This window comes from Neisseria sp. 27098_8_139, from assembly GCF_041433195.1.
GTDB classification, from domain to species: Bacteria; Pseudomonadota; Gammaproteobacteria; order Burkholderiales; family Neisseriaceae; genus Neisseria; species Neisseria subflava.
The window spans coordinates 98,185-122,993 of the sequence record NZ_JAPWBA010000003.1 but is presented as its reverse complement, the minus strand read 5'-3'; the positions used below and the strand labels follow the sequence as shown (position 1 = coordinate 122,993).

Genomic DNA, 24,809 nt, shown 5'->3' with positions numbered 1-24,809 from the left:
CGAGAATCCGACCGATACAATAAAGAGAACGAGATAAAAAATGACCGAACAACATTTTACCGAACAAACTAAAGCCCTGATTGACAGCTTAAAAACCATTTGTGCCAACGGTGGTTTGGCCAATAGCGGCGACGATTTTAAAATCATCATTCAGGCGTTTTTGTATAAATTCTTAAACGACAAATACGATTTTGAAGTAAAAAAAATCCGCAAAGAAAAGCCCGACGAGCCGATTGAGTTTGTCAATATGGATATTGAGGGAAAAACAGCGGTTTTGAAGCCTGAACATTCCATAAAATATCTGTCCGAGCGACAAAACGGGGCGGACTTTGCCAAACTCTTTGACGATACGCTCACCGAAATCGCTGCACAGAATGAGGAACTGCTTTCGGTGAAAACTGAAGGCGGGAAGAAAATCAAGTTGTTTGAGCCTATCATCAGTAAATATATTGCTGAGGAAGGAAAACGCGATAATTTTGGCCGTGCGCTGATTTCTAAGTTGGCGGATTTTAGTTTCGAGGCGATTTTTGCGCAAAAATTCGATTTTTTTGCTACGATTTTTGAATACCTGATTAAAGACTACAACAGCAATTCCGGCGGCCAATATGCCGAATACTACACGCCGCACGCAGTGGCGCGGATTATGGCGGATATTTTGGTGCCGGAGGCGGTGCGCGGGCAAATCCGCAGCGTGGACGTTTACGATCCGTCGGCCGGTTCGGGAACGCTGTTGATGAACGTTGCCCATGCCATCGGCGAAGATAAATGTATGATTTATGCGCAGGATATTTCGCAAAAATCATCCAATCTTTTGCGGCTGAATCTGATTTTGAACAATTTGGTGCATTCTTTGGATAATGTGGTTCACGGCAATACGCTTTTGTCGCCTGCTCATAAAGACGCTTCAGGTCGTCTGAAAAAATTTGATTTCATTGTTTCCAATCCGCCATTTAAACTCGATTTCAGCGGTTATCGCGACCAACTGGAAGGTGAGGAAAACCACGAACGCTTTTTTGCCGGTATCCCAAAAATCAAGGCGAAAGATACGGATAAGATGGAAATCTACCAGCTTTTTATCCAGCATATCTTGTTTAGCCTGAAAGAAAACGGCAAAGCGGCGATTGTGTTGCCGACGGGCTTTATCACCGCCCAATCGGGCATCGACAAAAAAATCCGCGAACATTTGGTGGAAAACAAAATGCTCGCCGGCGTGGTGTCCATGCCTTCCAATATTTTCGCCACGACGGGAACCAACGTTTCTATCCTGTTTATCGACAAAGCCAATAAAGGCGAAGTGGTGTTAATCGACGCATCGGGCTTGGGCGAAAAAATCAAAGACGGCAAAAATCAAAAAACCGTACTCTCCCGCGCAGAAGAACAAAAAATCTGCAATACCTTTACGCACAAACAGGCAGTGGAAGATTTCAGCGTGGTGGTCAGCTACGATGAAATCAAAGCCAAGAATTACAGCTTGTCGGCAGGTCAATATTTTGAAGTAAAAATTGATTATGTGGATATTTCCGCCGAGGAATTCGAGCAGAAAATGGCGGGATTTTCGGCAGATTTGGACAAGCTCTTTGCGGAATCTGCCGAATTGGAAAAAGAGATTAAGGGTAGATTGGCAATGTTGAAATTCAATTCATAAATACTGACAAATTAAACTGGCCAAACTTAAAAGGCCGTCTGAAAATTTTCAGACGGCCTTTTGTTTTATTTGTTTTGAGAATCAATCAAGCAAGATTATTTTTCAGCTTCTTCAAAACCGACGACTTCGAGGCCGAAGCCGGTGAGGCCGGTGAAGGATGACGGCTGGCCGAGGACGCGCAGTTTTTTGACGTTGAGGCCGGCGAGGATTTGTGCGCCTATGCCGTAGCTTTTGCTGTCCCATTTGTAGGCTTGGTTTGCGCCTTTGGGCAGGGTGCGGTCGAGTAGGGTGGCGCCGTCTTCGGTACGGTGCAAGAGGATGACTACGCCGCTTTCGGCTTGTTGGATGCGCTTAAGGGCTTTGGGCAATGACCATGAATGGCGCGGGTTGGCTTGGATGAAGTCCATTACGCTGAAGGGTTCGTGGACGCGGACAAGGGTTTCTTCGTCGGCGGTTGGTGTGCCTTTGACGAGGGCGAGGTGGGTTTCGCCGGAGAGTTTGTCGACGTAAACGTGTTGTTGGAACTCGCCCCACGGGGTTTGTACGGGTGAGTTGCCCATGTCTTCGAGCAGGCTTTCGGTGCGGCTGCGGTATTCGATGAGGTCGGTAATGGTGCCGATTTTGAGGTTGTGTTCTTCGGCGAACTTCATCAGTTCGGGCATACGCGCCATGGTGCCGTCGTCGTTGATGATTTCGCAGATGACGGCGGCAGGAATCAGGCCGTTCATTTGTGCCAGGTCAACGCCGGCTTCTGTGTGTCCGGCGCGGACGAGTACGCCGCCTTTTTGGGCGCGCAGTGGGAAGATGTGGCCTGGTTGGACGATGTCTTCTGGTTTGGCGGATGGGGAAACGGCGGTTTGAATGGTCAGGGCGCGGTCGGCGGCGGAAATGCCGGTGGTAATGCCGTGGGCGGCTTCGATGGAGACGGTAAAGTTGGTGCCGTATTGCGCGCCGTTTTTCTGGGTCATCATGGGCAGGCCGAGTTTTTCGACCATTTCGCCGTCCATCGGCAGGCAGACCAGGCCGCGTGCGTTTTTGATCATGAAGTTGATGGCTTCGGGGGTAACGAATTGGGCCGCCATCAGCAAGTCGCCTTCGTTTTCTCGGTCTTCGGCATCGGTGATGATGACCATTTTGCCGGCTTTGATGTCTGCTAGGATTTCGGGGATGGTGGAGATGTGGGACATGGTATTTCTTTCTTGGCTGATGGTGGGGGCGTGGCGGTCTTGGTGGTCTTGATCCAGCCACATGTCAGGCATATTGGCTGCCTGCTCGATTTTTCGGGCTTTTTTCTCGCCGAAAGATTTGTTTTTCAGCAGGGCGGACAGCTCGCCTTGGTTGATGGCGATGGCTTGGGCAAACTTGGTCTGCTGGCCGTTGTGGTGTTGTGTTATCCATTGCCGCAGGTTGTGGCGGCGCAGGTCGGTGGTATTCATGATGAGATGAAATTGAATTGTGTGTAATGAATTGTAGTCTTGTCTTTACTAAAAGGCAAACCTTGTTTGTTGAGATTTTTTTATTACTTTTTGGTAATAAGTTTTAATGTTTCAGACGGCCTGGGTATGGCTTGAAATTGACGGTTTTGCGAGAATATAGGGAATGTTTTGATGATTATTTTAACGGGGGATGTTTGAAATGAAAATGCTTGGGCGCGGATTGGTCGTGCTGGTGTTGTGTGCGCTGACGGCTGCGGGCGGCTGGTTTTATGCCCTGCATGGTCAGAACGAAGAACATCAGGTTTTGTCCCGTGAGGGGGTTTTGATGCAGATTAAGCAGATGAACCGCTTGGAAAGTACGGCATTTTATATCGATACGATTATCCGTACGGAGAAAAAAGGGGATTGGCGCAGGCTGTGGCAGGATTCGCAAAGCGGTATTTTTATTGTGCGCGGTAAGGTGTTGGCCGGTTTGGATTTGGATAAGTTAGGCGCGGACAATGTTAATATTGTAGACGACAAGGTATTGATCAGTCTGCCGGCGGTGGAAATCTTGAGCGTGGATTTGGAAAATATCGAAGTGTACGATATTCAGACTGGCTCGTTTAATTTGCTGCCTATGGATAAATCTGTATTTAAGACGGTGCAGGAAGAGGCGAGACGGCAGGTATTGCAAAGCGCGTGTAAGGCTGAGATTTTGGAACATGCCAACCGTCAGGCGCAAACACAGTTGGAAAACCTGTTTGCATTAACGCAGACGAAGGTGTCCGTCTATCCGGCTGCGGTAGGGAAGTGCGGTTAAATAGATTGCTTGAAAAGATAAGGCCGTCTGAAAAATTTTCAGACGGCCTTTGTTTTATCAAGCCATTTAACCACGTCGTAAAACGGCGGTATTGATGTATTTTTGAATACCGGTGGCAATGGCTTGGGCGCATTGTTGGCGGAAGGATTCGCTGCCGAGCAGCTGCTCTTCGGTAGGGTTGGAGAGGAAGGCGGTTTCCACCAAAATAGACGGAACATCCGGCGCGCGGAGGACGGCAAAGTTGGCTTCGTCAACGCGGCCTTTATGTAATTGGTTGAGCTTGCCCAATTCGGTCAAGACGGAATGGCCGAGCTTGCGGCTGTCGCGTAGGGTTGCGGTTTGGGTCATGTCCAAAATCGTATTGTCGACGTTGCGGTTGCCGCTGGTTTGTACGCCGCCGATGGCGTCGGCGTTGTTTTGGGTTTGGGCAAGGAATTTTGCCGCCGAGCTGGTCGCGCCTTTGGTATTGAGCATATACACGCCGGTACCGCGAGCGGACGGGCTGGTAAAGGCATCGGCGTGGATGGATACGAATACGTCGGCATTGCGCGCACGGCCTTTGGCAACGCGTACGCCCAATGGGATAAAGATGTCTTCGTTGCGCGTCATGAATACGTTGTAACCCAAGGCTTCGAGGCGTTTTTTGGTTTCGCGGGCGATGGAGAGTACGACGTTTTTTTCTTTGAGGCCGCTCGGGCCGATTGCGCCAGGGTCTTCGCCGCCATGACCGGGGTCGATCATAATCACAGGACGGCGGTTGCCGCCGCTGCCGCGATTGCTTTTAGGGGCAGGGGTGTCGTATGCGATATTGGTATTCGGACGTTGTTTGGGGATATTGCCGTTGAGCAAGGCCATCATCGGGTCGTTGGCATCTGCGCCATGCGGATAGAGGTCGATAACCAAGCGGTTTTTGAAGTTGCCGACGGGTGCGAGTGCAAAGACTTGCGGATGGGTGCTTTGTTTCAGGTCGATAACGATACGCACGGTGCTGGGCGTATTTTGACCGGCGCGAATGCTGCGGATAAAAGGGTCGTTAGACAGTACTTTGCTGGAAATGCCTTGCAGGACGCTGTTGATTTCCGCTCCTTGAATATCCACGACCAACCGGCTGGGGTTGTCCAACATAAAATGTTGGTATTTCATCGAGTGGTTGCTCTCAAGGGTAACGCGTGTGTAGGCGTGCGCCGGCCAAATGCGGACGGCAAGGAATTGCGCAGGAGAGGCCGGTTTGGCCAATGCGGCACCAACGGGCGTGAGGGTGAGAAATAGTCCTATGCCTTGACGGAGAATGTGTCTTCTAGTTAATTTGACCATGATTCTAAACTTTTTCGGCCTTGGTTTGTGTGGGCGGAAAAGGTGCAGGTTCTGCCCTTATCGGTGTACGTCAATGTAATGGTAATGTCTGCCGGAGGCGTGAATTCCCCGCCTTGCTGCGGCCATTCGATGAGGCAGACGCTGTCGGGCGCAAACAATTCGTCCAAACCGGCATCTTCCCATTCCTCTGGCATGGTAAAGCGGTAGAGGTCGAAATGGTGGAGGGTGAATGTATCCAGCGGATAAGATTCGACAATGGTGTAAGTCGGGCTTTTAACTGCGCCCGTATGACCCAGTCCGCGCAAAATCCCGCGTGTCAGCGTGGTTTTGCCTGCACCCAGCCCGCCTTCAAGATAGATGGTCAGCGGAGCGGAAAGCTGCTTGCTCCATTCTTCACCCAGTTTCAGGGTTGCTTCTTCATCGGGCAGAAAACGGGTATACAGTCCGTTTGAGTGCATGGAATAGGCCTTGTCGTTCAAAAGGCTTAATTATGATGGAATTGGCGGCGTTTGCAAACCTGATAGACGATAAAGTTAGATAAAGATAGTGTTGAGGCCGTCTGAAAACGGAATTCAGACGGCCTTTAATGTTAAAATGAAAATATCCCTCACAAAATTGCGAGACAGCTTATGCCTTTATCCATAGACGAACAATTATTGCCGCACCGCAATGCCATCGACGGCATCGATGCGGAAATCCTCCGTTTGCTCAATGAGCGCGCCGGTCATGCGCATGCTATCGGCGAATTGAAAGGGACAGGCGCGGTGTACCGTCCTGAACGGGAAGTCGCCGTTTTGCGCCGGATTCAGGATTTGAACCGCGGCCCTTTGCCGGATGAATCGGTCACCCGGCTGTTTCGCGAGATTATGAGCGAATGTTTGGCAGTGGAGCGTCCGCTGACGATTGCCTATTTGGGTCCGAAGGGAACATTTACCCAGCAAGCAGCCATCAAACATTTCGGCCACGCCGCACACACCATGGCGTGTACCACCATCGACAACTGCTTCAAACAAGTTGAAACGCGTCAAGCCGATTATTTGGTGGCACCGGTAGAAAATTCGACCGAAGGCTCGGTGGGACGCACTTTGGACTTGTTAGCAGTAACTGCGTTGAAAGCCTGCGGCGAAGTGGTTGTCCGCATTCATCACAACCTGTTGCGTAAAGACAGCCATGAAATCGGCGGCATTACCAAAGTTTTCGCCCATGCCCAAGCCTTGGCGCAATGCAATGACTGGCTCGGTCGCAACCTGCCCAATGCGGAACGTATCGCCGTAGCCAGCAATGCCGAAGCAGCGCGTCTGGTTGCCGAGTCTGACAGCCCGAATGTGGCCGCTATTGCCGGACGTATCGCCGCGGAAATTTATCAGTTGAGCTTTGCTGCCGAGTGTATCGAAGACGAGCCAAACAACACCACGCGCTTCTTGGTGATGGGTCATCAAGAAACCGGCCGCAGCGGCAACGACAAAACCTCTTTGGTCGTATCTGCGCCCAACCGTGCCGGTGCCGTTACTTCCTTGTTGCAACCCTTCACCGAGTTGGGCATTTCCATGACCAAATTTGAAAGCCGCCCAAGCAAATCGGTTTTGTGGGAATACCTGTTCTTCATCGATATCGAAGGCCATCAAAGCGATGAAAATGTCCAAAAAGCCTTGCAGCTTTTGGGCGAACGCGCTTCCTTCGTGAAAGTTGTTGGCTCTTATTCGACCGTTGTTTTGTAAGGATTATTGGGTATAAAAGGCCGTCTGAAAATATTCAGACGGCCTTTTATCGTTTTATCGATTAGCGTTCGCTTAACGCTTGTTTCATACGCGTAATTGGTTTGATCAGGTATTGGAAGATGGTTTTTTCACCGGTTTTGATGTCCACCGTTGCAACCATGCCCGGAATAATCGGCATAGGTTTGCCGTTTTTGTCTTTCAGGGAGTTGTTTTCAGTTTGGACGAGAACACGGTAATAGACTTGGTTCGGGTCAAGTTTCAAGTCGTTGGCACGGTTTTGCATAGAGTTGCTGACGGTATCGGCGCCGACGAGGGTAACTTTGCCTTCCAAACCGCCGTAGATGGAGTAGTCGTAGGCACTGACTTTAACCAATGCAGGTTGGCCTGCGCGGATAAAGGCGATGTCTTGCGGACGGATATAGGCTTCGACCAGCAGTTTGTCGTCAACGGGGATGATTTGCATGATGTCTTCGCCTGCATTCACAACGCCGCCGATGGTGGTGACTTTTATGCCTTTGACGATGCCGCGCATAGGCGCACGGATTTGCGAGCGTTCAACCGGGTCTGCACGCATGGCAACGTTTTCTTTGGATTGCGCCAGCTCGGATTCGGCTTGCAAGAGTTCGTTGTTGGCATCGGCTTTGTAGCGGTTGCGGCGTTCGGAGATTTGGGTGGCCAAGTCTGCGGAATCGCGGCGCATTCTTAAAAGTTCGACTTCGGAAACCACGCCTTCGGCAACCATCGGTGCGGTAATGGCGATTTCGCGGTCAAGCGCGGCCTTGCTTTGGGAGAGGCCGCTGACGGCATCGGTCATGGCTTGACGGCGTGCTTTGTAGGCGGCAATTTCGCGACGGCGAAGCTCAGGGCCCACGCTGTCAGGGAAGGAGAGCTTGATGCCGTAGGCTTCGGCTTTAAGGCGGGCAATAGTGGCTTCGAGGTTTTCGACTTTGGCTTCGCTTTCTCGTAAAACGGCAGAGCTGCGCGTGTCGTCGAGTTTCATCAGAATCTGATCTTTCTCGACCATGTCGCCTTCTTTAACCATGATTTCGGTTACGATGCCGGGGTCGAGGCTTTGGATTACTTGCTCACGGCTGCTGGGAATGATATTGCCGTTGCCGCGGGTCACTTCTTCGACAGGGCTGTTGTATGCCCAGACGACGAAGACAATCAGGAAAAGGAAGAATAGGATGATGACCCAAAATTGGCCGCTGTGTTTTTCTTTTTGAAGGGCGGCATTGAGGTCGTTGATGAGGTGTAGGTCTTTGGATTTGACGTTGTTTTCGCGGCTCATAATCGTGTATCTTTATTGTGTTTGGTGGATTTTAACCATTAGGGCAGGCCGTCTGAAAGGGTAAGTAGGTTTCAGACGGCCTTTGCTTTATTGTGCTGCCGATTGAGGGGCGGCGGCAGCTTGTTGTTGCTGCTGTTTGACTGCAGCAGCTTGTTGCTGTTGTTTGACGTTGGCTGCTTTGGCCTGTTCGTTTTGCATGAGTTTTTGCAATACCAGGTCACGCGGGCCGTCCATCACGACTTTACCATTGTCCATTACAATGATGCGGTTGACGATTTGCAGCACTTGCGGACGGTGGGTCACCAAAAGCATGGTGCGGTTGCGGCCCCATTGGGCAATGGCATTGAGCGCCATACGCTCAGTGGCTTGATCCAGGCTGGTGGTCGGCTCGTCCAGCAAGACGACTCTCGGGTTGCGCAAGGTCATGCGCGCCAGGGCGATGATTTGTTTTTGACCGCCGGATAAGCCCAAACCGTCTTCACCCAAAGGCATATCCAAACCACGCGGATGGTTGCGGATGATTTTGTCGAGGCCGAAACGGTTGAGCGCAGTCAGTAAGTCTTGGTCGGTAGAGTAGCTGCCGGTACGTGCCAAGTCCATGTTTTCACGCAATGTGCCGAGGAACAGGCGTGGCGATTGGCTCAGCAGCAGGACTTGATCGCGCAGGAAGTTGGGGTCAAGCTGGCGCATATCGACTCCGTCAAGGGTAACGTTGCCTTTTTCAGTGTCGTACAGACCGCTGGCCAGTTTGAGCATGGTGCTTTTACCGCTGCCGATGCGGCCCAAAATACCGACTTTTTCGCCCGGTTTGATGGTCAGGCGCAAATCTTCGACGGCGCTGTTGTTGTCGGCTTGATATTTGAACGATACGTTTTCAAAGGTAATACTGCCTTGAACGTTGTCTAAAGTAATGTATTTGCGTTCCGGATTGCGCTCGATAGGGCGGGTAACGATATCGTTTACGCCTTTGAGGGCAAGTTTGGCCTGTTGGAAGCGGGTCGCCAGACCGGCGATTTGTGCCAACGGCGCCAAGGCGCGGCCGGACAGAATCACGGAGGCAATCAATGCACCCATGGTGATGCGTTCCGCATGGTTGTCGGCATGAATCAGATAGGTACCGACGACGACCAAAAAGACGGTATTGAGCTGCTGCATGGCAACGGCGAAGTTGACCATGAAGTTGCTGGTGTCTTTGACTTTGATGGAAGAAGCGGAAGTTTTAGCGGTGTATTCGTCCCAACGTTGTTGCGCCCAAGATGTGGCGTTGTTGGTTTTCAGGGTTTCGATGCCTTCGATGGCTTCAACGGCAAGGCCGGAACGTTGCGAACCTTCTTTCATCGATTCGTTGATGTGGCGAGAGAGCGGGCGTTGTACGACAAAACCGACAATCACGACAATTGGAATGATGGTCAGGGGAACAAGTGCCAGTTTGCCGCCGACCATGGAAATCACGAAGATAAACAGCAACAGGAAAGGTAAGTCGACAATAGTCAACAAGCTGGCACTGGTCATGAACTCGCGCACGGCTTCAAATTCGCGCAGGTTGCTGGCGTATGAACCGGAAGAAGCAGGACGGTCTGCCAGACGCAATGCCATCACGCGGCGGAACAGGGCGGAGCTGATGATCAAATCGGCTTTTTTACCGGCAATATCGGTCAAGTGGCCGCGAATCATCTTGGCGGCAAATTCAAACAAAATCGCCAAGACTACGCCGATGCTCAATACCCACAAGGTTTCATAGGCCTGGTTGGGAATCACGCGGTCGTACACGTTCATCACATACAGGGAGCTGACGAGCGCAAGGAAGTTGATGATGATGGTGGCCAAAATGACTTGGTAGTAGTAGCTGCGGAAACGCCAAATGACTTTCCAAAACCATGCTTTGGGCAGATGGTATTCAGGCAACTCCGAGCGCATATCGGTCGCCATTTTGGGTTTGATAAACCAGCAGTAGCCCAAATACAGGCCGGAGAGCTGCTCATGGCTGAGTTCCTGTTCCAAACCGTCAACCTGGCGGATATGGTATTTGCGCTCTTGGCCGGAGCCTTTGATTTGGGTGATGACCGCAGCCTCTTCGTTGTGCAGGATAATCATGACCGGCACGGCGAGGGAGGGGATGTCTTCCAGATTGCGTTTGGATAAGGTATTTTCAAAGCCGTGGCTGCGCAGGACTTCGACCAGTGAGTGATAGTTGACTTTGAGCTTTTTGTCGCGTACGACTTCGGCGGACAAAGCGGCTTCGGATACGGGCGCACCCAAAAGGCGGGTCACTAAAACGATGTGTTCAATGATGGCTTTCATATTTTTTCGCGTAATGTTATTGGTTTAACCGGCGGATATGGCTTTATTTTTGTGCCAAACCGACCCAAGCGGAGATTTTGGCCTGGGTATTTAAATAGTCGAGCGCCGCATCGCGGAAATCGTTGCGGGCGGCAACGTAATCCTGCTCGATGGAGGATAACTCGCTGTATGCGCTCAAAACGTCAGTCAGCGTACGTCGGGCGATTTTAAACTGCAATTCGTACACTTTGATGACTTCTTTTTGGGCGGCGATGTGTTGCGCCGTCAGCACGGTACGCTGTTCGCTTTCCTGCATATCGATGGCGGATGTTTTAACGCGTTCGTTCATGTCGCGCAGGATTTGTTCGGACTTGGCTTCTGCGGCGATCAATGATTTGGCATTGCGTTCTACATTGTGTCTTGCGGCAATATCCAACACATTCCATGCAACGTTTAAATAAAGCTGTCTGGTGTTACGCGTTGCACTGCCTTCCAAATTGAGGGCAGGCAGGCGTTCGGCTTTGGAAGCGTCCAAATCGGCACGGACGCTGTCGCGCTCGGCCAATTGCGCCTGATAGGACGGATTGTTGTTGCGGTTGGGGTTGTTGAAGCGTTCGCTGATGGATTTCGCCGTGTCGTTTTTAAATGGATCTTCCAAGTCGTTGGCAGTCAGCTGGCGCGAGGTATAGCGGGACAGGCGGCTCAGTGCCAAATCCATGGTGCGGCGTTGTTGGGCAATGATGTTTGCCACTTGCAGTTGGCGCGCGCGCGCTTCAATCAGCTCGGAACGGCGGCCGGCATCATATTTGACGATGGTGTCCAAGTCTTTTAAGAGGTTGTTGTGGCGCGCCAAAGTCTGTTCGTTGAGGACCAGGGTTTCTTTTGCACGCAATGCGCTCAGATAGAGGCGGCCGATATCGCTGCCCAGCTGCTCTTGGCTTTCGGTGTATTTGTGTTGATAGTATTCTTCGCGGCTGCGGTCGCGGCGGACGGCGGCTTCAATCGCTCCCCATGAGTAGATGTTTACGCTGCCACGCACGCCAACACCGTCTTTCATATCATTGCTGGAATATTTATTGTGTTGCGCCAGCACTTTCGTGCCGGTCAGGGTCACGACAGGATAATGGCGCGCACGCGTGGCTTTGGTCGTGCTTTGCGCTGCTTCTTGAGTGGCTTTGGCTTCACGCACAATCGGGTCGCTGATTAAAGCGTCCCTGAGGATGTCTTGCAGGCTGTATGCAGAGGCCGTCTGAAACGGCAACAGACAGCAGGCGACGGCAACGGCCGATGACAAGAAACGGGGCTTTGTGGGGGAAGAATAACTATGCGACATGATTTTTAACCAAATGATTTATATATTATCGTTGTCTGTATCGGGTATCGCCTGAGGCATGACCGGGCGAATTTTGAACGAGAACGCATACATTTACAAAGCATAAAGCATTTTTTCCAGCTTTTCACAATATTCTGATAAAAGGTCGAGATACATGCCTTAAAGTATATTATTGCAGAGCGCGACTATCGTATTTAATGATTTTAATGTAAAAAATCTATCAAAAAAGCCGTCTGAAAGGATTTCAGACGGCCTTTTTTTCAACCTTAATCCTTACGTTGCAATACAGCGGCAAAGAAGCCGTCGGTTTGGTGTTCTCCAGAGTTGAGGCGCAGGTATTTTCCGGTATCCAAATCAATCTTCAGGCTTTGCAGCAGTTCGGCGCAGTTGACGAGTTCAAACTCGGGATGCTCGGACAGGAAACGTTCGACTTGCAGCTCGTTTTCTTCCGGCAACACGCTACAGGTGGCGTACACCAAGCGGCCTTGAGGTTTCACCAGTTTGGAGGCGGCATCGAGGATGCTGTGTTGCTGTTCCAAAAGGTTGGCCACGGTCTCGGCGGATTGGCGGTATTTGAGGTCGGGATTACGACGCAGCGTGCCTAAGCCGGAGCAGGGAGCGTCCACCAACACACGGTCGGCTTTGCCTGCTAGTCGGGCAATACGGGGATCGTGTTCGCTGCTGATGCGTTCGGGGTGGATATTGGTCAGTCCGGCGCGGGTCATGCGCGGTTTGAGGTTGGCAAGGCGTTTTTCGGCGATGTCGAAGGCGTAGATTCTGCCTTTGTTGGCCATTTGCGCACCGACAGCCAAGGTTTTACCGCCGGCGCCGGCACAGAAATCGACAATGATTTCGCCACGTTTTGCGCCCACCAATAAGGCAAGCAGCTGGCTGCCTTCGTCTTGGACTTCCAGCGTGCCGTCCAAAAACAGCTCATGTTTGTTAAGCGCGATTTTGTTTTTCAGGCGGATGCCCCAAGGCGAATAAGGCGTGGCTTCTGCATCGGCACTTTCGGCTTGCAACAATGGCAGCACTTTATCGCGTTTGCCTTTCAGCGTATTGACGCGGATGTCGAGCGGGGCAGGTTGGTTGATGCTGCGGCCGAAGGCGAGGATTTCTTCTTCGCTCCAATGCTGTTGCAGTTGTTCCACCAGCCATTGCGGTAATTCTGTGGCGGTATTCAGGCCGTCTGAAAACTCGGTTTTACGGGCTTTCAAATTGCCGAGGAACTCTGTTTCTTCTTCATCAAGCAGGTCTTTGATTTGGCTGATGTTGGTGCTTCTGCCGAGAACCAGTGCGGCGAGTGCGGCTTTGCGCGGCTGCGCGTGCGGACGGCGCAGGGCGGTGCTGATTTTTTGATAGTGGCGCAACGCGGCAAAGGCGGTTTCGGCGATTTCGTGGCGGTCTTGGAGGCCGAGCTTTTTGTGTTCGCGGAAATAGGCGGATAGGACGGCATCGGAAGGCTGTTTGAAAGTCAGCATTTCAGCCAAAACTTTGGCGGTATGGTCGAGTTGTGCGGCGTTCATAATGTAATGGGTTCTCTTAAGTGGGTAAATGGTTTCAGACGGCCTTCATGATGCGTTCGATTTCGTGCCAAAAGCCGTCCGGCCGTAATTCCAAAACGGCAATCAAGCCTTGGTCGATACGGCGGATTTCGGTTTCGTTCAATGTTTCGGTTTCGGCGACGCGAGCAGGTGCAAGATAAGCCATACGGTCGAGCAGGTGGTAGCGGGCTTCTTGGCGTTCAAACCCGTATTCCGCCCAATCTTGAATATAGACGCCGCGCCAACCGTATGGATTAAGCGGCGGCTCAAAAGCATGGAAACCGTGTGGAAAAAATCCGATGCCGCGCACGATGGAAGCAGGAAGCGGATTCTCCGGCAGGCCTTGTGTCGCTAAGGTCGCTTTGCCTTGCGGCGTATGCAGCAGCTGGGATTGCTGTACCAGTTTGGCGGCTTTGTCCGTCAGTGTGTCTTTAGGATTGAGGCCGCGCAGGTTTTGCACTTGGTCTCCGCCGTAGTATTTACACGCCAGCTCGATATGGTAGGGCTGTTGGTTGAGGGAAGCGACAAAATCCGCAGCCCCCAAAGTTTGGCCGTCTGAAAAAACAGGCAGGTTGTATGCGTGCAGTTCGGCGTGCGGTGCGTTGGCAAACCAAAAAGCCAGCAGCTCTTCGGCATAAATGCCGAGACGGTGGCCGAACGGGGCGCGTTGGGCGAGGTGTTCCTTCAGCAGAGCGGGATCGGCGTCCAATGCCAAAAGGTAGCGGAAACCGTGTTCTCCCAGTAGTTCGCGCACGCTCAATTCGCAACCGCTTTGCCATAAAGGCGGCGCAGTCAGCAGTGAGGTGAGGTCGCGGACGGGTTGGCTGGTGAGTTTCCACCATAATGCGTCTAGGGCGTAATTCATGTTTATCCGAATATCAGTCATGCTGTCTGAAAAGCTGGAAATGTTTTCAGACGGCCTTAAATCAGTCTTTTTTATGGATACGGTGGCTGACGGTATTGAAAAAACCGCGCAGGATATCGATGTCTTCGGTTTGCGTGTTGGCGCGGCCGAACAGGCTCTGCATACGGCGCATCAGGCGCTCGCCGTTGCGGCGGTTGAAAAAACCGATATCGTTCATCACGCTTTCCATGTGTGCGACCATGCCTTTGATTTGCTCGTGGGTCGCGGCGTGGTCTTCCTGTTGCAGGTGGGTCATGGGCGAATCGGTTTGGCTGAAGATTTCATAACACACGACCTGCACGGCTTGGGCAAGGTTGAGCGAGAAATAGTCGGGATTACCGTTGATGGTCATCAGTCGGTTGCAGGCTTGGACTTCTTCGATACTTAAGCCGAAAGTTTCGTTGCCGAAGACCAGTGCCACTTTCTCGCCGCGGTTGGCGGCCTGTAGTAATTCGGGTACCAAATCGCGCGGCGTTTGCAGCGGCGCAGTAATTTCGCGGCGGCGGCTGGTCAGGGCGCAGGCGATGGTGGTGTCGGCAAGGGCTTCGTCCAAAGAAGCGGCGATGGTGGCATTTTCCAAAACGTCTGCCGCACCGGATGCGAGGATGAAGCTTTCTTCCGGTAATTTAAACGATTGCGGATGCTCCGGATCGAACACGGGCGGATTCTCCGTCATCGGCGTTGCCATCAGATTGGGGGCGACGATGGTCAGTTTGTGCAGGCCCATTGTTTTCATGGCGCGCGCGGCGGAGCCGATATTGGCAGGATGGCTGGTGCGCGTGAGGATGATGCGGATGTTGTCCAGATAAGCGGGCAGGGCGGGTTTTTCGGAAGTCATGTTTTGTTTTCTGTTTGTACGGGAATCAGGTATAATGCGCCATCTTTTTGTTTTCAGACGGCCTTTTTCCATGCCGTCTGAAATGTTCTTTAACAGCATCGGAAACGATTAACAGCCTCTTGTGTGCCATGTTCGGCGCATTAGGGCGTATTTTACCTGAATTAGGAAGAAAACCATGAATCCGTTTTTAAATACCGCTTTCAAAGCCGCCCGTAAAGCAGGGCAAATGATGATTCGCGCCGCCGGCAATTTGGATGCCGTCAAAGTAGACAGCAAAGCATTCAACGACTTCGTTTCCGATGTTGACCGCAGCTCCGAGATGATTTTGGTGGAAGCGCTCAAAGAAGCCTATCCGCATCACAAAATCACTTGCGAAGAAGGCGGCTCCCACGGTAAAGCCACTGCCGAGTACGAATGGATTATCGACCCGCTCGACGGCACAACCAACTTTCTCCACGGCCATCCCCAATACGCCATCTCTATGGCACTCCTGCACAAAGGCGTGTTGCAAGAAGCTTTGGTGTACGCACCTGAGCGCAACGACGTATATATGGCTTCCCGCGGCAAAGGCGCGTTGCTCAACGACCGCCGTATCCGCGTTTCCAACCGCATTGAATTGAACCGCTGCCTGATTGGTACCGGCTTCCCTGTTGTCGATCAAAGCATGATGGACAAGTATCTGGCGATTTTGAAAGATTTCTTGGCAAAAACCGCCGGTGGCCGTCGTGAAGGCGCGGCTTCTTTGGATTTGTGTGCCGTTGCGGCCGGCCGTTTGGACGGTTTCTTCGAGTTCAACCTCAAACCTTGGGATATTGCCGCCGGTGCATTGATTGTCCAAGAAGCAGGCGGTATCGTTACCGATATGTCCGGTGATGAAGGCTGGCTGGAAAGCGGCGACATCGTTGCGGCCAATCCTAAAGTATTGGCGCAAATGCTGAAAATTATTTCTGAACACCAATAAACATTTATAGAGAACGGTCTGTATTTATCTTTGCAGGCCATGTTCTCAATAATCGGTAAAAGGCCGTCTGAAACCTGAAATTGGGCTTCAGACGGCCTTTTGTTTTGTTGTTAACGGATTCGGATAAAAGCTGAAAATATGGTTTTAAAAGGAGGCGTTTTTTAATTTTGTCTGTATTTTCTATTGCTTCGCAGTTATGATGTAGATACGTTTGGCTAAAATAATGCCGCATGCAATCATAAAAATAGAAAGCAGAGGAGAATAATGAAACGAGATTTTGAAGCAGTAAAACGCATTGTCATTAAGATTGGAACCAGTTCTTTGGTGTTGCCAAACGGCAAAATCAATTTGGCAAAAATCGACCAACTGGCCTTTGTCATTTCCAGCTTGGTCAGTAAGGGCAAAGAAATTGTGCTGGTGTCTTCCGGCGCGATGGGTTTTGGGCTGAATGTCCTCAACATGGAAAAACGTCCGGTGGAAATGGCGCAGCAGCAGGCTGTTTCAAGCGTCGGCCAAGTGGCCATGATGAGTCTTTATTCGCAGATTTTTTCCCATTATCGAATGACGGTATCGCAAATCCTGCTGACGCGCGATGTGGTCGAATATCCGGAAAGTTTGGCAAACGTTACCAATGCTTTTGAATCCCTGCTTTCCATCGGCGTTATCCCCATTGTCAATGAGAACGATGCGGTCAGCGTGGACGAGATGGACCATACCACCAAATTTGGCGATAACGACCGTTTGTCGGCAGTTGTGGCGAAAATCGTTAAAGCCGATTTGCTGATTATGTTGTCCGATATTGACGGTTTGTTTGATAAAAATCCGGCTGTTCACGCCGATGCCAAGCTACGCAACCATGTTGCCGATATTACCGAAGAAATTATTGCTTCTGCCGGCGGATCGGGCAGTAAGTTTGGTACGGGCGGCATGCTCAGTAAGATTAAGAGCGCGCAGATGATGTTTGAACATCATGGCCAGATGGTGTTGATGAACAGCGCCAATCCGCGCGATATCCTTCAGGTTTTAGATGGCGCGCCTATCGGAACGTGGTTTGCACAAGAGAAATAGGGAGGTTTGATGAGCTATATCGAACAGTTGGGCAAGAGTGCCCAAAAAGCCAGTAAAACGTTAATCAGCTTGGGAAGCGTAGAAAAAAACAATCTACTGCGTCAGGTTGCAAAGGATTTGGTTGAACAGGCTGAGGTGATTTTGGCAGAAAATGCCCGCGATTTGGCCGCTGCAAAAGAAAACGGCATTTCGGACATTATGCTCGACAGGCTGCGCTTGAATCATGAACGCATCAAAGGCATTGCAGAAGGCGTTGGGCAGGTTGCCGATTTACAGGACCCGATTGGGCAGGTTGTCCGCGGCTATACCAATTTGGACGGTTTGAAGATTGTTCAAAAACGCGTGCCTTTGGGCGTGGTTGCCATGATTTTTGAGAGCCGCCCCAATGTTTCGGTCGATGCGTTTTCTCTGGCCTTTAAAACCGGCAATGCCATTATTTTGCGCGGCGGTCGCGATGCTATCCATTCCAATACCGCATTGATTGCCGTCATCAGGCAGACTTTGGTACAAGCGGGAATGGATGCCGATGTGGTGCAGCTGGTCGAAGATACCAGCCATGCCGCTGCCGAGGAATTGATGCAGGAAGTCGATTATATTGATGTACTGATTCCGCGCGGCGGCGCGCGCTTGATTCATACGGTAAAAGAGAAATCGAAAGTTCCCGTCATTGAAACAGGAGTCGGTAATTGCCATATTTATGTGGATGACAGTGCCGATTTGGAGATGGCGGTCGATATCGTCGTGAATGCCAAAACGCAACGTCCGAGCGTGTGCAATGCCGCGGAGTCTTTGGTTGTCCACGAAAAGATAGCGGAAGCGTTTTTGCCCAAACTGGAAGAAGCCGTTGCCAAAGTACATCCGGTAGAATTTAGAGCCGATCAGGAAGCATTGCATATGTTTAAAAATGCTGTTTTGGCAACCGAGGAAGATTACAGTATCGAGTTTCTTGACTATATTATGTCGGTCAAGACAGTGAAATCGGTGGAAGAAGCCGTCGATTGGATTAACGGCCACACGACGCATCACTCGGAAGCGATTGTGACCCAAAGCATTGCCCATGCCGAGTTTTTCCAAGAAAGCATTGATGCGGCGGCGGTTTATGTCAATGCGTCCACTCGGTTTACCGACGGCTTTGTTTTCGGATTGGGCGCGGAAATCGGTATTTCCACCCAAAAAATGCACGCCCGCGGCCCGATGGGTTTGGAAGCGCTGACTTCGACCAAGTTCTACATCAACGGCAACGGTCAGATCCGACGTTGATAAACGCCCCTCAACTTCATCAATTTGCGTATAATGGCGGGAAATTTGATTTTCCCCGAACAACCGATTTAGTAAAAAGGAACACACCATGTCCTCTATCCACGATCAAATCAAAGAAGTCGTTACCACCCACCGCGTCGTATTGTTCATGAAAGGCACGAAGCAATTCCCGCAATGCGGCTTCTCTTCCCGTGCCGTACAAATCCTGAATGCGGCAGGTTGCACCGACTATGTAACCGTCAACGTATTGGAAAACGATGCCGTACGCCAAGGCATTAAAGAATACAGCGATTGGCCGACCATTCCTCAACTGTACGTTAACGGCGAATTTGTCGGCGGCTCCGACATTTTGATGGAAATGTACGAAGCCGGCGAACTGCAAGAATTGCTGAAAGCTTAATTATCCACAATATTCCGTAATGTAAAATTGTTGACAAAGGCCGTCTGAAACCCTGATTCAGACGGCCTTTCGCACAAAACATACCCTTTCCGCCCTTCGTGAAAAAAAGTATAATTCAGTCCGTCAACGAAACTCGGAAATACAGAAAATGAACGTTACCGTCATCAATCACCCCCTCGTCCGCCACAAACTGACTTTGATGCGCGAGGCAGAATGCAGCACCTACAAATTCCGCACGCTCACTACCGAGCTGGCACGCCTGATGGCATATGAAGCCAGCCGCGACTTTGAAACCGAAAAATACATCATCGACGGTTGGTGTGGCTCCATCGAAGGCGACCGTATCAAAGGCAAAACCTTGACCGTTGTCCCTATTTTGCGTGCAGGCTTGGGTATGCTCGACGGCGTACTCGACCTGATTCCTACCGCTAAAATCAGCGTTGTCGGCTTGCAGCGCGATGAAGAAACGCTGAAACCGGTTTCTTACTTTGAGAAATTCGTTGACAGCATGGCCGAGCGTCCTGCCCTGATTATCGACCCGATGCTGGCGACCGGCGGCTCTATGGTTGCGACCATCAACTTGCTGAAAGCCAAAGGTTGCAGCAATATCAAAGCATTGGTATTGGTTGCTGCTCCGGAAGGCGTGAAAGCCGTCAATGACGCGCATCCTGATGTAACCATCTACACTGCCGCGCTCGACAGCCACTTGAACGAACACGGCTACATCATCCCAGGCTTGGGTGATGCCGGCGATAAGATTTTCGGTACACGTTAATTGAAATGTTTAAGGCCGTCTGAAAAGTGTCAAACATCAACTTTCAGACGGCCTTGTTATATGGTTTGCTTTAAAACCCACATCAGAAAGGACAATCATGAGCTTCCAAGATAATCTGGCCACCATGCCTGCCATCGACCATTTGAGCGGCTTGAATATTCTCGATAAAGAGGGCAATGTGGTTCATCACATTCCCAATGCGCCCGGCAAACAAGGCTCGCTCAAGCTTTACCATGCTTTGGCGCAAGAGTTTGACGGCAAGCTGGACGCAGCGGCGGCAGAACGCGGCTTGGCATGGTTTGCCGAACATGTTGCTGATGCCGAAGCCAATCCGGGTAAGCATCCGAATATTGATTTGCTGTTTAAAGTGAAAGCTGACAATATCAGCCTGACTTTGAAACCATTGGCTGCTTAATGAATACAAAAAAGGCCGTCTGAAAACAATTTTCAGACGGCCTTTTTATATACTTAAAGCTTTAAGCGATAGAAGCTTCAACGAATGCAGTCAGTTGACCTTTAGCCAATGCGCCGACTTTAGTTGCAATGTTTTCGCCGTTTTTGAACACCATCAGGGTAGGGATGCCGCGAACGCCGAATTTGGCAGGAGTGGCTTCATTGTCGTCGATGTTGATTTTAACGACTTTCAGACGGCCTTGGAATTCGGAGGCGATGTCGTCCAAGATTGGGGCAATCATTTTGCAAGGGCCGCACCATGGTGCCCAGAAGTCCAGCAATACAGGTACGTCGGATTTCAAAACGTCTTGTTCGAAGCTGGCATCGCTGGTATGGATAATCAATTCGCTGCTCATGTTATTTCCTTTCAAATCGGGATTAATAAAGATGTTGTTCAGAATAGTGGCAGACAGGGAAAATTTCAAGTGCCGCCACCTGGCAATAGTTTTTTTGAAATGCGTCTATCGTAATCCTTAAAGATTCAGACGGCCTCTTGAACCATGTGGCCGGAGTGGGCAATCAAATGGCACGTATAGTCGCTGCTTGGATTGGCAAACACATTTTCGCATTCGCCTTCTTCAACGATTTTGCCGTCTTTCAACACCATCACGCGGTGGGAAATGGCGCGGATGACGGCGAGGTCGTGGCTGATGATGATGAAGGCGAGGCCGTATTCTTTTTGCAGGCCGCTGAGCAATTCAAGGATTTGTTGTTGCCATTGGACATCAAGCGCGCTGGTTGGTTCGTCCAATACGAGGATTTTCGGGCGGACAATGATGGCGCGGGCGATGGCGAGGCGTTGGCGTTGACCGCCGGAGAAGGCGTGCGGATAGCGTTCGAGTGCATCTTCGGGCAGGCCGACTTGTTTGAGGACTTCTTCGACGCGGCGGCGCATTTCTTCGCGCGGCATTTCAGGTTCGTGTACGCGTAAGGCTTCGGAAACGGTATCGAAGACGTTCATGCGCGGATTGAATGCGCCGAACGGGTCTTGGAACACCATTTGGATTTCTCGGCGCAATTCGTGTCGCCATGGCTCGCCGTTGATGTGCAGGCTGCCTTCGGAGTTGATAAGGTGCATAACGGCTTTTGCCAGCGTGGTTTTGCCGCAGCCACTTTCGCCGATGATGCCCAATGTTTCCCCCGATTTGAGATCGAAAGAAACGGGGTTGAGAATGGTTTTGTCGCGTTTCTTAAACCAGCCGTCTGATTCTTTGATGGAGAAGGCGATTTGTTCGGCCTTAAGGACGGTGGCAGGGTTTTCAGGCAAAGGAGCCACGCGTCGCGTTGTGCCGGCGTTGAGCAACATTTTGGTGTATTCGTGCTGCGGATTGGCAAAGACTTCGGCTGCTTTGCCGGTTTCGAGGATACGGCCGTTGCGCATAACGGCGACATCATCGGCAAAACGGCGTACAAGGTTCAAGTCGTGCGTAATGTAGAGCATGGTCATGCCGTGTTCTTCCTGCAGGCGTGAGAGCAGGTCGAGGATTTGGGCTTGGACGGCAACGTCCAAAGCGGTGGTCGGTTCATCGGCAATCAGGAGCTTGGGCTGGGCTGATACAGCCATGGCAATCATGGCGCGTTGGCGTTGGCCACCGGAAAGTTGGAAAGGGTAGGCCTGGGCTTTTTGCTCGGGCTGGTGGATGCCGGTTTCGTCCAGGAGTTCGATAGCGCGCGCCCATGCCTGTTTTTTATCCAAACCCAAATGCAGGGACAGGACTTCGGCGATTTGTTCGCCGACGCGCATGACGGGGTTGAGGGCGGTCATGGGTTCTTGAAACACCATGCCGATTTCGCGGCCGCGTAGTTTTTGCAGGGCGCGTTCGGGCTGGGTCAGCAGATTGGTTCCGCAATATTTCAGACTGCCTTCAAAGGTAACCATCGGATTCAGGCGCATAATGCCTTGCGACAATACGGTTTTGCCGCTGCCGCTCTCGCCGACCAATGCCAGTTTGCGGCCGGGTTGCAAGGTCAGGTTGATATCGTGCAGGACTTGCTTGCTCGGAAAGGAGCCGTTTAGGTTTTCGATTTCGAGTATAGGTGTCGTCATGGTCGTGGCCGTCTGAAAAGTTTGTTGATGACAGGTTTTCAGACGGCCTGCATGAATCAAGGGGCCGTCTGAAACAGCGGTTTAGTCTTGAAACTGTTCTTTGAGTTTGCGTTTTAACACTTTGCTGGTGGCATTGCGCGGCAGCTCGTCTTGGAAGATGACTTGTTTGGGGATTTTAAAGTTTGCCAACAGGCCGCGCAGGTGGTTGCGGACTTCGGCTTCTTCCAGTTTCATGCCTTCTTTGAGTTGGATAAAGGCAATGATTTCTTCATCGGCGTATTGGTCCTTCACGCCGATTACGGCGGCGGCTTCCACAGCTTCGAGTTTGTAAATGGCTTCTTCGATTTCGCGCGGATAGACGTTTTGGCCTTTGGAGATAATCAGGTCTTTTTTGCGGTCGACGATGAAGATAAAGCCGTCTTCGTCTATGGTGACGAAGTCGCCGGTTTTTAGCCAACCGTTGACAATGGTTTCATCTGTGGCGTCAGGCATGTTGAGGTAGCCTTGCATCACTGAGCCGCCTTTGATGATGAGTTCGCCCACTTCGCCGCGCGGCACTTCGATTAATTCGTCATCGACGGCTTTCACGGTCAAGCCGGGCAGGGCAACACCGACGCTGGCGGTTTTTTGGCGTTCGGGCGTATTGACGGCAACAACGGGCGAGCATTCGCTCAAGCCGTAGCCTTCCAACAATTTGGCACGCGGGAATTTGGCTTTGAAGTCGTCAATGGTTTGTTCGGCCAGAGGCGCGCCGCCGCTGATAAACAGGCGGACGCGGTTGAACCATCTGAAATACCAAGGGATTTTGGCTTTGCTCATGGCAGTGTAAATAGCCGGTACGCCGAGGAAAATGGTAGCGCGTTTGAGCAAAACCTGTTTCAACACGTTGGAGAACGGGAAGACGGATTTGACCAAAATAATCGAGCAGGCTTGATATATCGGCAGCAAAACCATGGCAGTCAGCGTAAAGCTGTGGAACATGGGCAAGAAGACGACGAAGCGGTCTTTTTGCGAAATTTGGAAAATTTGTTCGATGCCCGAAAGGTTGGAAAACAGGTTGCTATAACTGATTAATGCGCCTTTGGGGTGGCCGGTTGTGCCGGAGGTGTAGATAATGTGCGCCAAATCGTCGGCTGACGGCTGACGGCTCAGATTCGGCTTGCCGGGGAATGTACGCGCGGCATCGAAATAGCTGTCATCACCACTGGCGGCTTTGGTTTCGCCAATCCAGATGATTTTATTGACTTTGGTTTTGGCTTTGATGTTTTTGAGTTCTTTGGCCAACGGCGCAGAGGCGAACATAAAGCGTGCGCCGCAGTCATTAAGGATGTAGGAAAATTCTTCGCTTTTCAAAAAGACATTGAGTGGGACGGCTACCGCACCGATGGAAGTAATGGCGAAATAGGCGGCAATAAATTCGGGGGAGTTGGAAACGACAAGGGCGACCCTGTCGCCATATTGTACGCCTTGGTGTTGCAAATAGGCGGCGACGGTTTCTACTTCGCGTTTGAGGGAGGAATAGCTGATTTTTTCTTTGTCGTTGAAAATGACCGTGCCTTTACCGTTTTTTTGGCAGGCTGCAGTCAGCATAGCGTAAAAATTAGGGTGGGTGTGCATTTCGGAGTTTGTGTCCATATTGTGTCGATTGATGTACGGTTTCGATGAACCGTTTATTTCGAAGGGTAGGTTTTACATCCTATCGGTAAAATAAGCAAGAGGCCGTCTGAAAATACTTTCAGACGGCCTTGCGCTTTACTGGGCTTAGGAAAGCAATATTTTGAATTTAAACTTACTTATTGTGTTGATGGGAAAATTCCCATTCTTTAAAAGTCTGCCGTTCGGAAGATAGCGCAAGCCGATTGCGTTTCTGTCTCAAGCCATTTCGAGTTTACTGCTGTATTTGAGGCAGAATCCGGATGACGGATTGGCAGAGCCGATGATAGAAGCTTTAGGCTTAACCGTTGTTCAGACGGCCATCAGGTACTTTGTTAAACAGGCGATAGAAATTGTCGCTGGTGTTTTGTGCCAATGTTTCCAAGCTCTCGCCGCGCAGATTAGCTAAGAACTCGGCCGTATAGCGGACGTAGGAAGGCTCGTTTTGTTTGCCGCGTTTGGGAACCGGCGCGAGGAAAGGTGCATCGGTTTCTACCAAGATTCTATCGGCAGGGACGTATTTGGCGGCTTCTTGTATCAGCGGCGCGTTTTTAAACGTCACAATGCCGGAGAAGGAGATGTACATGCCTAAATCCAAAGCGGCTTTGGCAAAGGCGACGTCTTCAGAGAAGCAGTGAATCACGCCGGAGTTGGTGTGGCATTCTTTTAAAATCCGCAACGTGTCTTCGGCAGCATCGCGCGTGTGAACGATAACGGGCAGGCCGCTTTCGTTGGCAGCTTGGATATGGTCGGCAAAGCGTTGATGTTGCCATGACAAATCGCCTTTGCACCAGTAATAGTCCAAACCTGTTTCTCCGATACCGACGATTTTCGGATGCTTGGCCGCTTCTACCATTTCGGCAATGGTAAATTCTTCCGCTTCTTGGCTGTCGGGATGTATGCCGATGGTGCAGTAGATGTGGTCGTTTGCTTGAGCAATGTCGAATACTTCGGCAAAACTTTGTTTACTGACGCTGATGGCAAGCGCTTGCTTGACGCTTTGCGCTTCCATATTGGCAAAGACTTCGGGCAAGCGGTCTTTTAAGCCGTCAAAGTTGAGATGGCAATGTGAATCGATTAAATACAT

At 51.0% G+C, this 24,809-nt stretch carries 22 protein-coding genes; 9 read left to right on the top strand and 13 right to left on the bottom strand.

Features of this window, described 5'->3' with window-relative positions; translation table 11 throughout:
- The first annotated feature begins 40 nt into the window (after positions 1-40).
- Positions 41-1,645, top strand: a complete 1,605-nt coding sequence (locus O3660_RS05115) for a class I SAM-dependent DNA methyltransferase (protein WP_371464618.1) — start codon at positions 41-43, stop codon at positions 1,643-1,645.
- Positions 1,646-1,740: 95 nt separating this feature from the next.
- On the opposite strand, the gene ribBA is transcribed toward O3660_RS05115, so the two are convergent.
- Complete coding sequence (gene ribBA / locus O3660_RS05110; protein ID WP_049351177.1) at positions 1,741-3,081, bottom strand: bifunctional 3,4-dihydroxy-2-butanone-4-phosphate synthase/GTP cyclohydrolase II; 1,341 nt, start codon at positions 3,079-3,081, stop codon at positions 1,741-1,743.
- Positions 3,082-3,271: 190 nt separating this feature from the next.
- On the opposite strand from ribBA, the gene O3660_RS05105 reads away from it, so the two are divergent.
- Positions 3,272-3,883, top strand: coding sequence for a DUF4230 domain-containing protein (locus tag O3660_RS05105; protein ID WP_080974638.1), 612 nt, complete (start codon positions 3,272-3,274; stop codon positions 3,881-3,883).
- 66 nt (positions 3,884-3,949) lie between these two features.
- Here O3660_RS05105 and O3660_RS05100 read toward each other — a convergent pair whose 3' ends face one another.
- Together O3660_RS05100 and tsaE are read right to left on the bottom strand one after the other, a co-directional pair.
- On the bottom strand, positions 3,950-5,197 hold the full coding sequence (locus tag O3660_RS05100; RefSeq protein ID WP_049351178.1) for an N-acetylmuramoyl-L-alanine amidase: 1,248 nt from the start codon (positions 5,195-5,197) through the stop codon (positions 3,950-3,952).
- On the bottom strand, positions 5,185-5,655 hold the full coding sequence (tsaE, locus tag O3660_RS05095; RefSeq protein ID WP_036490261.1) for a tRNA (adenosine(37)-N6)-threonylcarbamoyltransferase complex ATPase subunit type 1 TsaE: 471 nt from the start codon (positions 5,653-5,655) through the stop codon (positions 5,185-5,187). The genes O3660_RS05100 and tsaE overlap by 13 nt, the downstream gene beginning before the upstream one ends.
- A 171-nt stretch (positions 5,656-5,826) precedes the next feature.
- On the opposite strand from tsaE, the gene pheA reads away from it, so the two are divergent.
- Positions 5,827-6,915 carry a prephenate dehydratase gene (gene pheA / locus O3660_RS05090; protein WP_049351179.1) on the top strand — a complete coding sequence of 363 codons (1,089 nt, stop codon included), beginning with the start codon at positions 5,827-5,829 and terminating at the stop codon, positions 6,913-6,915.
- Between the two features lie 61 nt (positions 6,916-6,976).
- Here pheA and O3660_RS05085 read toward each other — a convergent pair whose 3' ends face one another.
- The 6 genes from O3660_RS05085 to O3660_RS05060 all read right to left on the bottom strand — a co-directional run bounded on the left by O3660_RS05085 (position 6,977) and on the right by O3660_RS05060 (position 15,105).
- A complete protein-coding gene (locus tag O3660_RS05085; RefSeq protein ID WP_049329225.1) occupies positions 6,977-8,206 on the bottom strand; it encodes an HlyD family type I secretion periplasmic adaptor subunit in 1,230 nt (409 codons plus the stop codon).
- An 87-nt stretch (positions 8,207-8,293) separates the two neighbouring features.
- A complete protein-coding gene (locus tag O3660_RS05080; RefSeq protein ID WP_049351180.1) occupies positions 8,294-10,507 on the bottom strand; it encodes a type I secretion system permease/ATPase in 2,214 nt (737 codons plus the stop codon).
- A gap of 43 nt (positions 10,508-10,550) precedes the next feature.
- A complete protein-coding gene (locus O3660_RS05075; protein ID WP_049351181.1) occupies positions 10,551-11,780 on the bottom strand; it encodes a TolC family protein in 1,230 nt (409 codons plus the stop codon).
- Between the two features lie 305 nt (positions 11,781-12,085).
- The gene (locus tag O3660_RS05070) at positions 12,086-13,345 is read right to left on the bottom strand and encodes an RsmB/NOP family class I SAM-dependent RNA methyltransferase (RefSeq protein WP_371464617.1); all 1,260 of its coding nucleotides are present in this window, start codon (positions 13,343-13,345) and stop codon (positions 12,086-12,088) included.
- 34 nt (positions 13,346-13,379) lie between these two features.
- Positions 13,380-14,228, bottom strand: a complete 849-nt coding sequence (locus O3660_RS05065) for a DUF1853 family protein (RefSeq protein WP_318250356.1) — start codon at positions 14,226-14,228, stop codon at positions 13,380-13,382.
- Positions 14,229-14,289: 61 nt separating this feature from the next.
- Positions 14,290-15,105: an RNA methyltransferase gene (locus tag O3660_RS05060; RefSeq protein ID WP_049335615.1), complete on the bottom strand. Its 816-nt coding sequence runs from the start codon at positions 15,103-15,105 to the stop codon at positions 14,290-14,292.
- A gap of 175 nt (positions 15,106-15,280) precedes the next feature.
- Here O3660_RS05060 and O3660_RS05055 point away from each other — a divergent pair, with 175 nt between their 5' ends.
- The 6 genes from O3660_RS05055 (at position 15,281) to O3660_RS05030 (ending at position 19,984) form a co-directional block, all read left to right on the top strand.
- The gene (locus O3660_RS05055; protein ID WP_003681056.1) at positions 15,281-16,066 is read left to right on the top strand and encodes an inositol monophosphatase family protein; all 786 of its coding nucleotides are present in this window, start codon (positions 15,281-15,283) and stop codon (positions 16,064-16,066) included.
- A gap of 264 nt (positions 16,067-16,330) precedes the next feature.
- Positions 16,331-17,134 (top strand): glutamate 5-kinase, encoded by an 804-nt coding sequence (proB, locus tag O3660_RS05050; RefSeq protein ID WP_049351184.1) that lies wholly within the window; start codon positions 16,331-16,333, stop codon positions 17,132-17,134.
- Positions 17,135-17,143: 9 nt separating this feature from the next.
- On the top strand, positions 17,144-18,394 hold the full coding sequence (locus tag O3660_RS05045) for a glutamate-5-semialdehyde dehydrogenase (protein ID WP_371464615.1): 1,251 nt from the start codon (positions 17,144-17,146) through the stop codon (positions 18,392-18,394).
- An 88-nt stretch (positions 18,395-18,482) separates the two neighbouring features.
- On the top strand, positions 18,483-18,794 hold the full coding sequence (gene grxD / locus O3660_RS05040) for a Grx4 family monothiol glutaredoxin (RefSeq protein WP_003681608.1): 312 nt from the start codon (positions 18,483-18,485) through the stop codon (positions 18,792-18,794).
- Positions 18,795-18,942: 148 nt separating this feature from the next.
- Complete coding sequence (upp, locus tag O3660_RS05035; protein ID WP_049351186.1) at positions 18,943-19,569, top strand: uracil phosphoribosyltransferase; 627 nt, start codon at positions 18,943-18,945, stop codon at positions 19,567-19,569.
- Between the two features lie 97 nt (positions 19,570-19,666).
- Positions 19,667-19,984 carry a DUF2322 family protein gene (locus O3660_RS05030; RefSeq protein WP_049351187.1) on the top strand — a complete coding sequence of 106 codons (318 nt, stop codon included), beginning with the start codon at positions 19,667-19,669 and terminating at the stop codon, positions 19,982-19,984.
- Positions 19,985-20,045: 61 nt separating this feature from the next.
- Here O3660_RS05030 and trxA read toward each other — a convergent pair whose 3' ends face one another.
- The 4 genes from trxA to O3660_RS05010 form a co-directional block, all read right to left on the bottom strand.
- Positions 20,046-20,378 carry a thioredoxin TrxA gene (gene trxA / locus O3660_RS05025; RefSeq protein ID WP_049351188.1) on the bottom strand — a complete coding sequence of 111 codons (333 nt, stop codon included), beginning with the start codon at positions 20,376-20,378 and terminating at the stop codon, positions 20,046-20,048.
- A gap of 125 nt (positions 20,379-20,503) precedes the next feature.
- Positions 20,504-22,069, bottom strand: coding sequence for a dipeptide ABC transporter ATP-binding protein (locus O3660_RS05020; protein WP_049351189.1), 1,566 nt, complete (start codon positions 22,067-22,069; stop codon positions 20,504-20,506).
- 81 nt (positions 22,070-22,150) lie between these two features.
- Positions 22,151-23,704 (bottom strand): fatty acid--CoA ligase, encoded by a 1,554-nt coding sequence (locus O3660_RS05015; protein WP_371464614.1) that lies wholly within the window; start codon positions 23,702-23,704, stop codon positions 22,151-22,153.
- A 319-nt stretch (positions 23,705-24,023) separates the two neighbouring features.
- Positions 24,024-24,809 (bottom strand): TatD family hydrolase, encoded by a 786-nt coding sequence (locus O3660_RS05010; RefSeq protein WP_003682946.1) that lies wholly within the window; start codon positions 24,807-24,809, stop codon positions 24,024-24,026.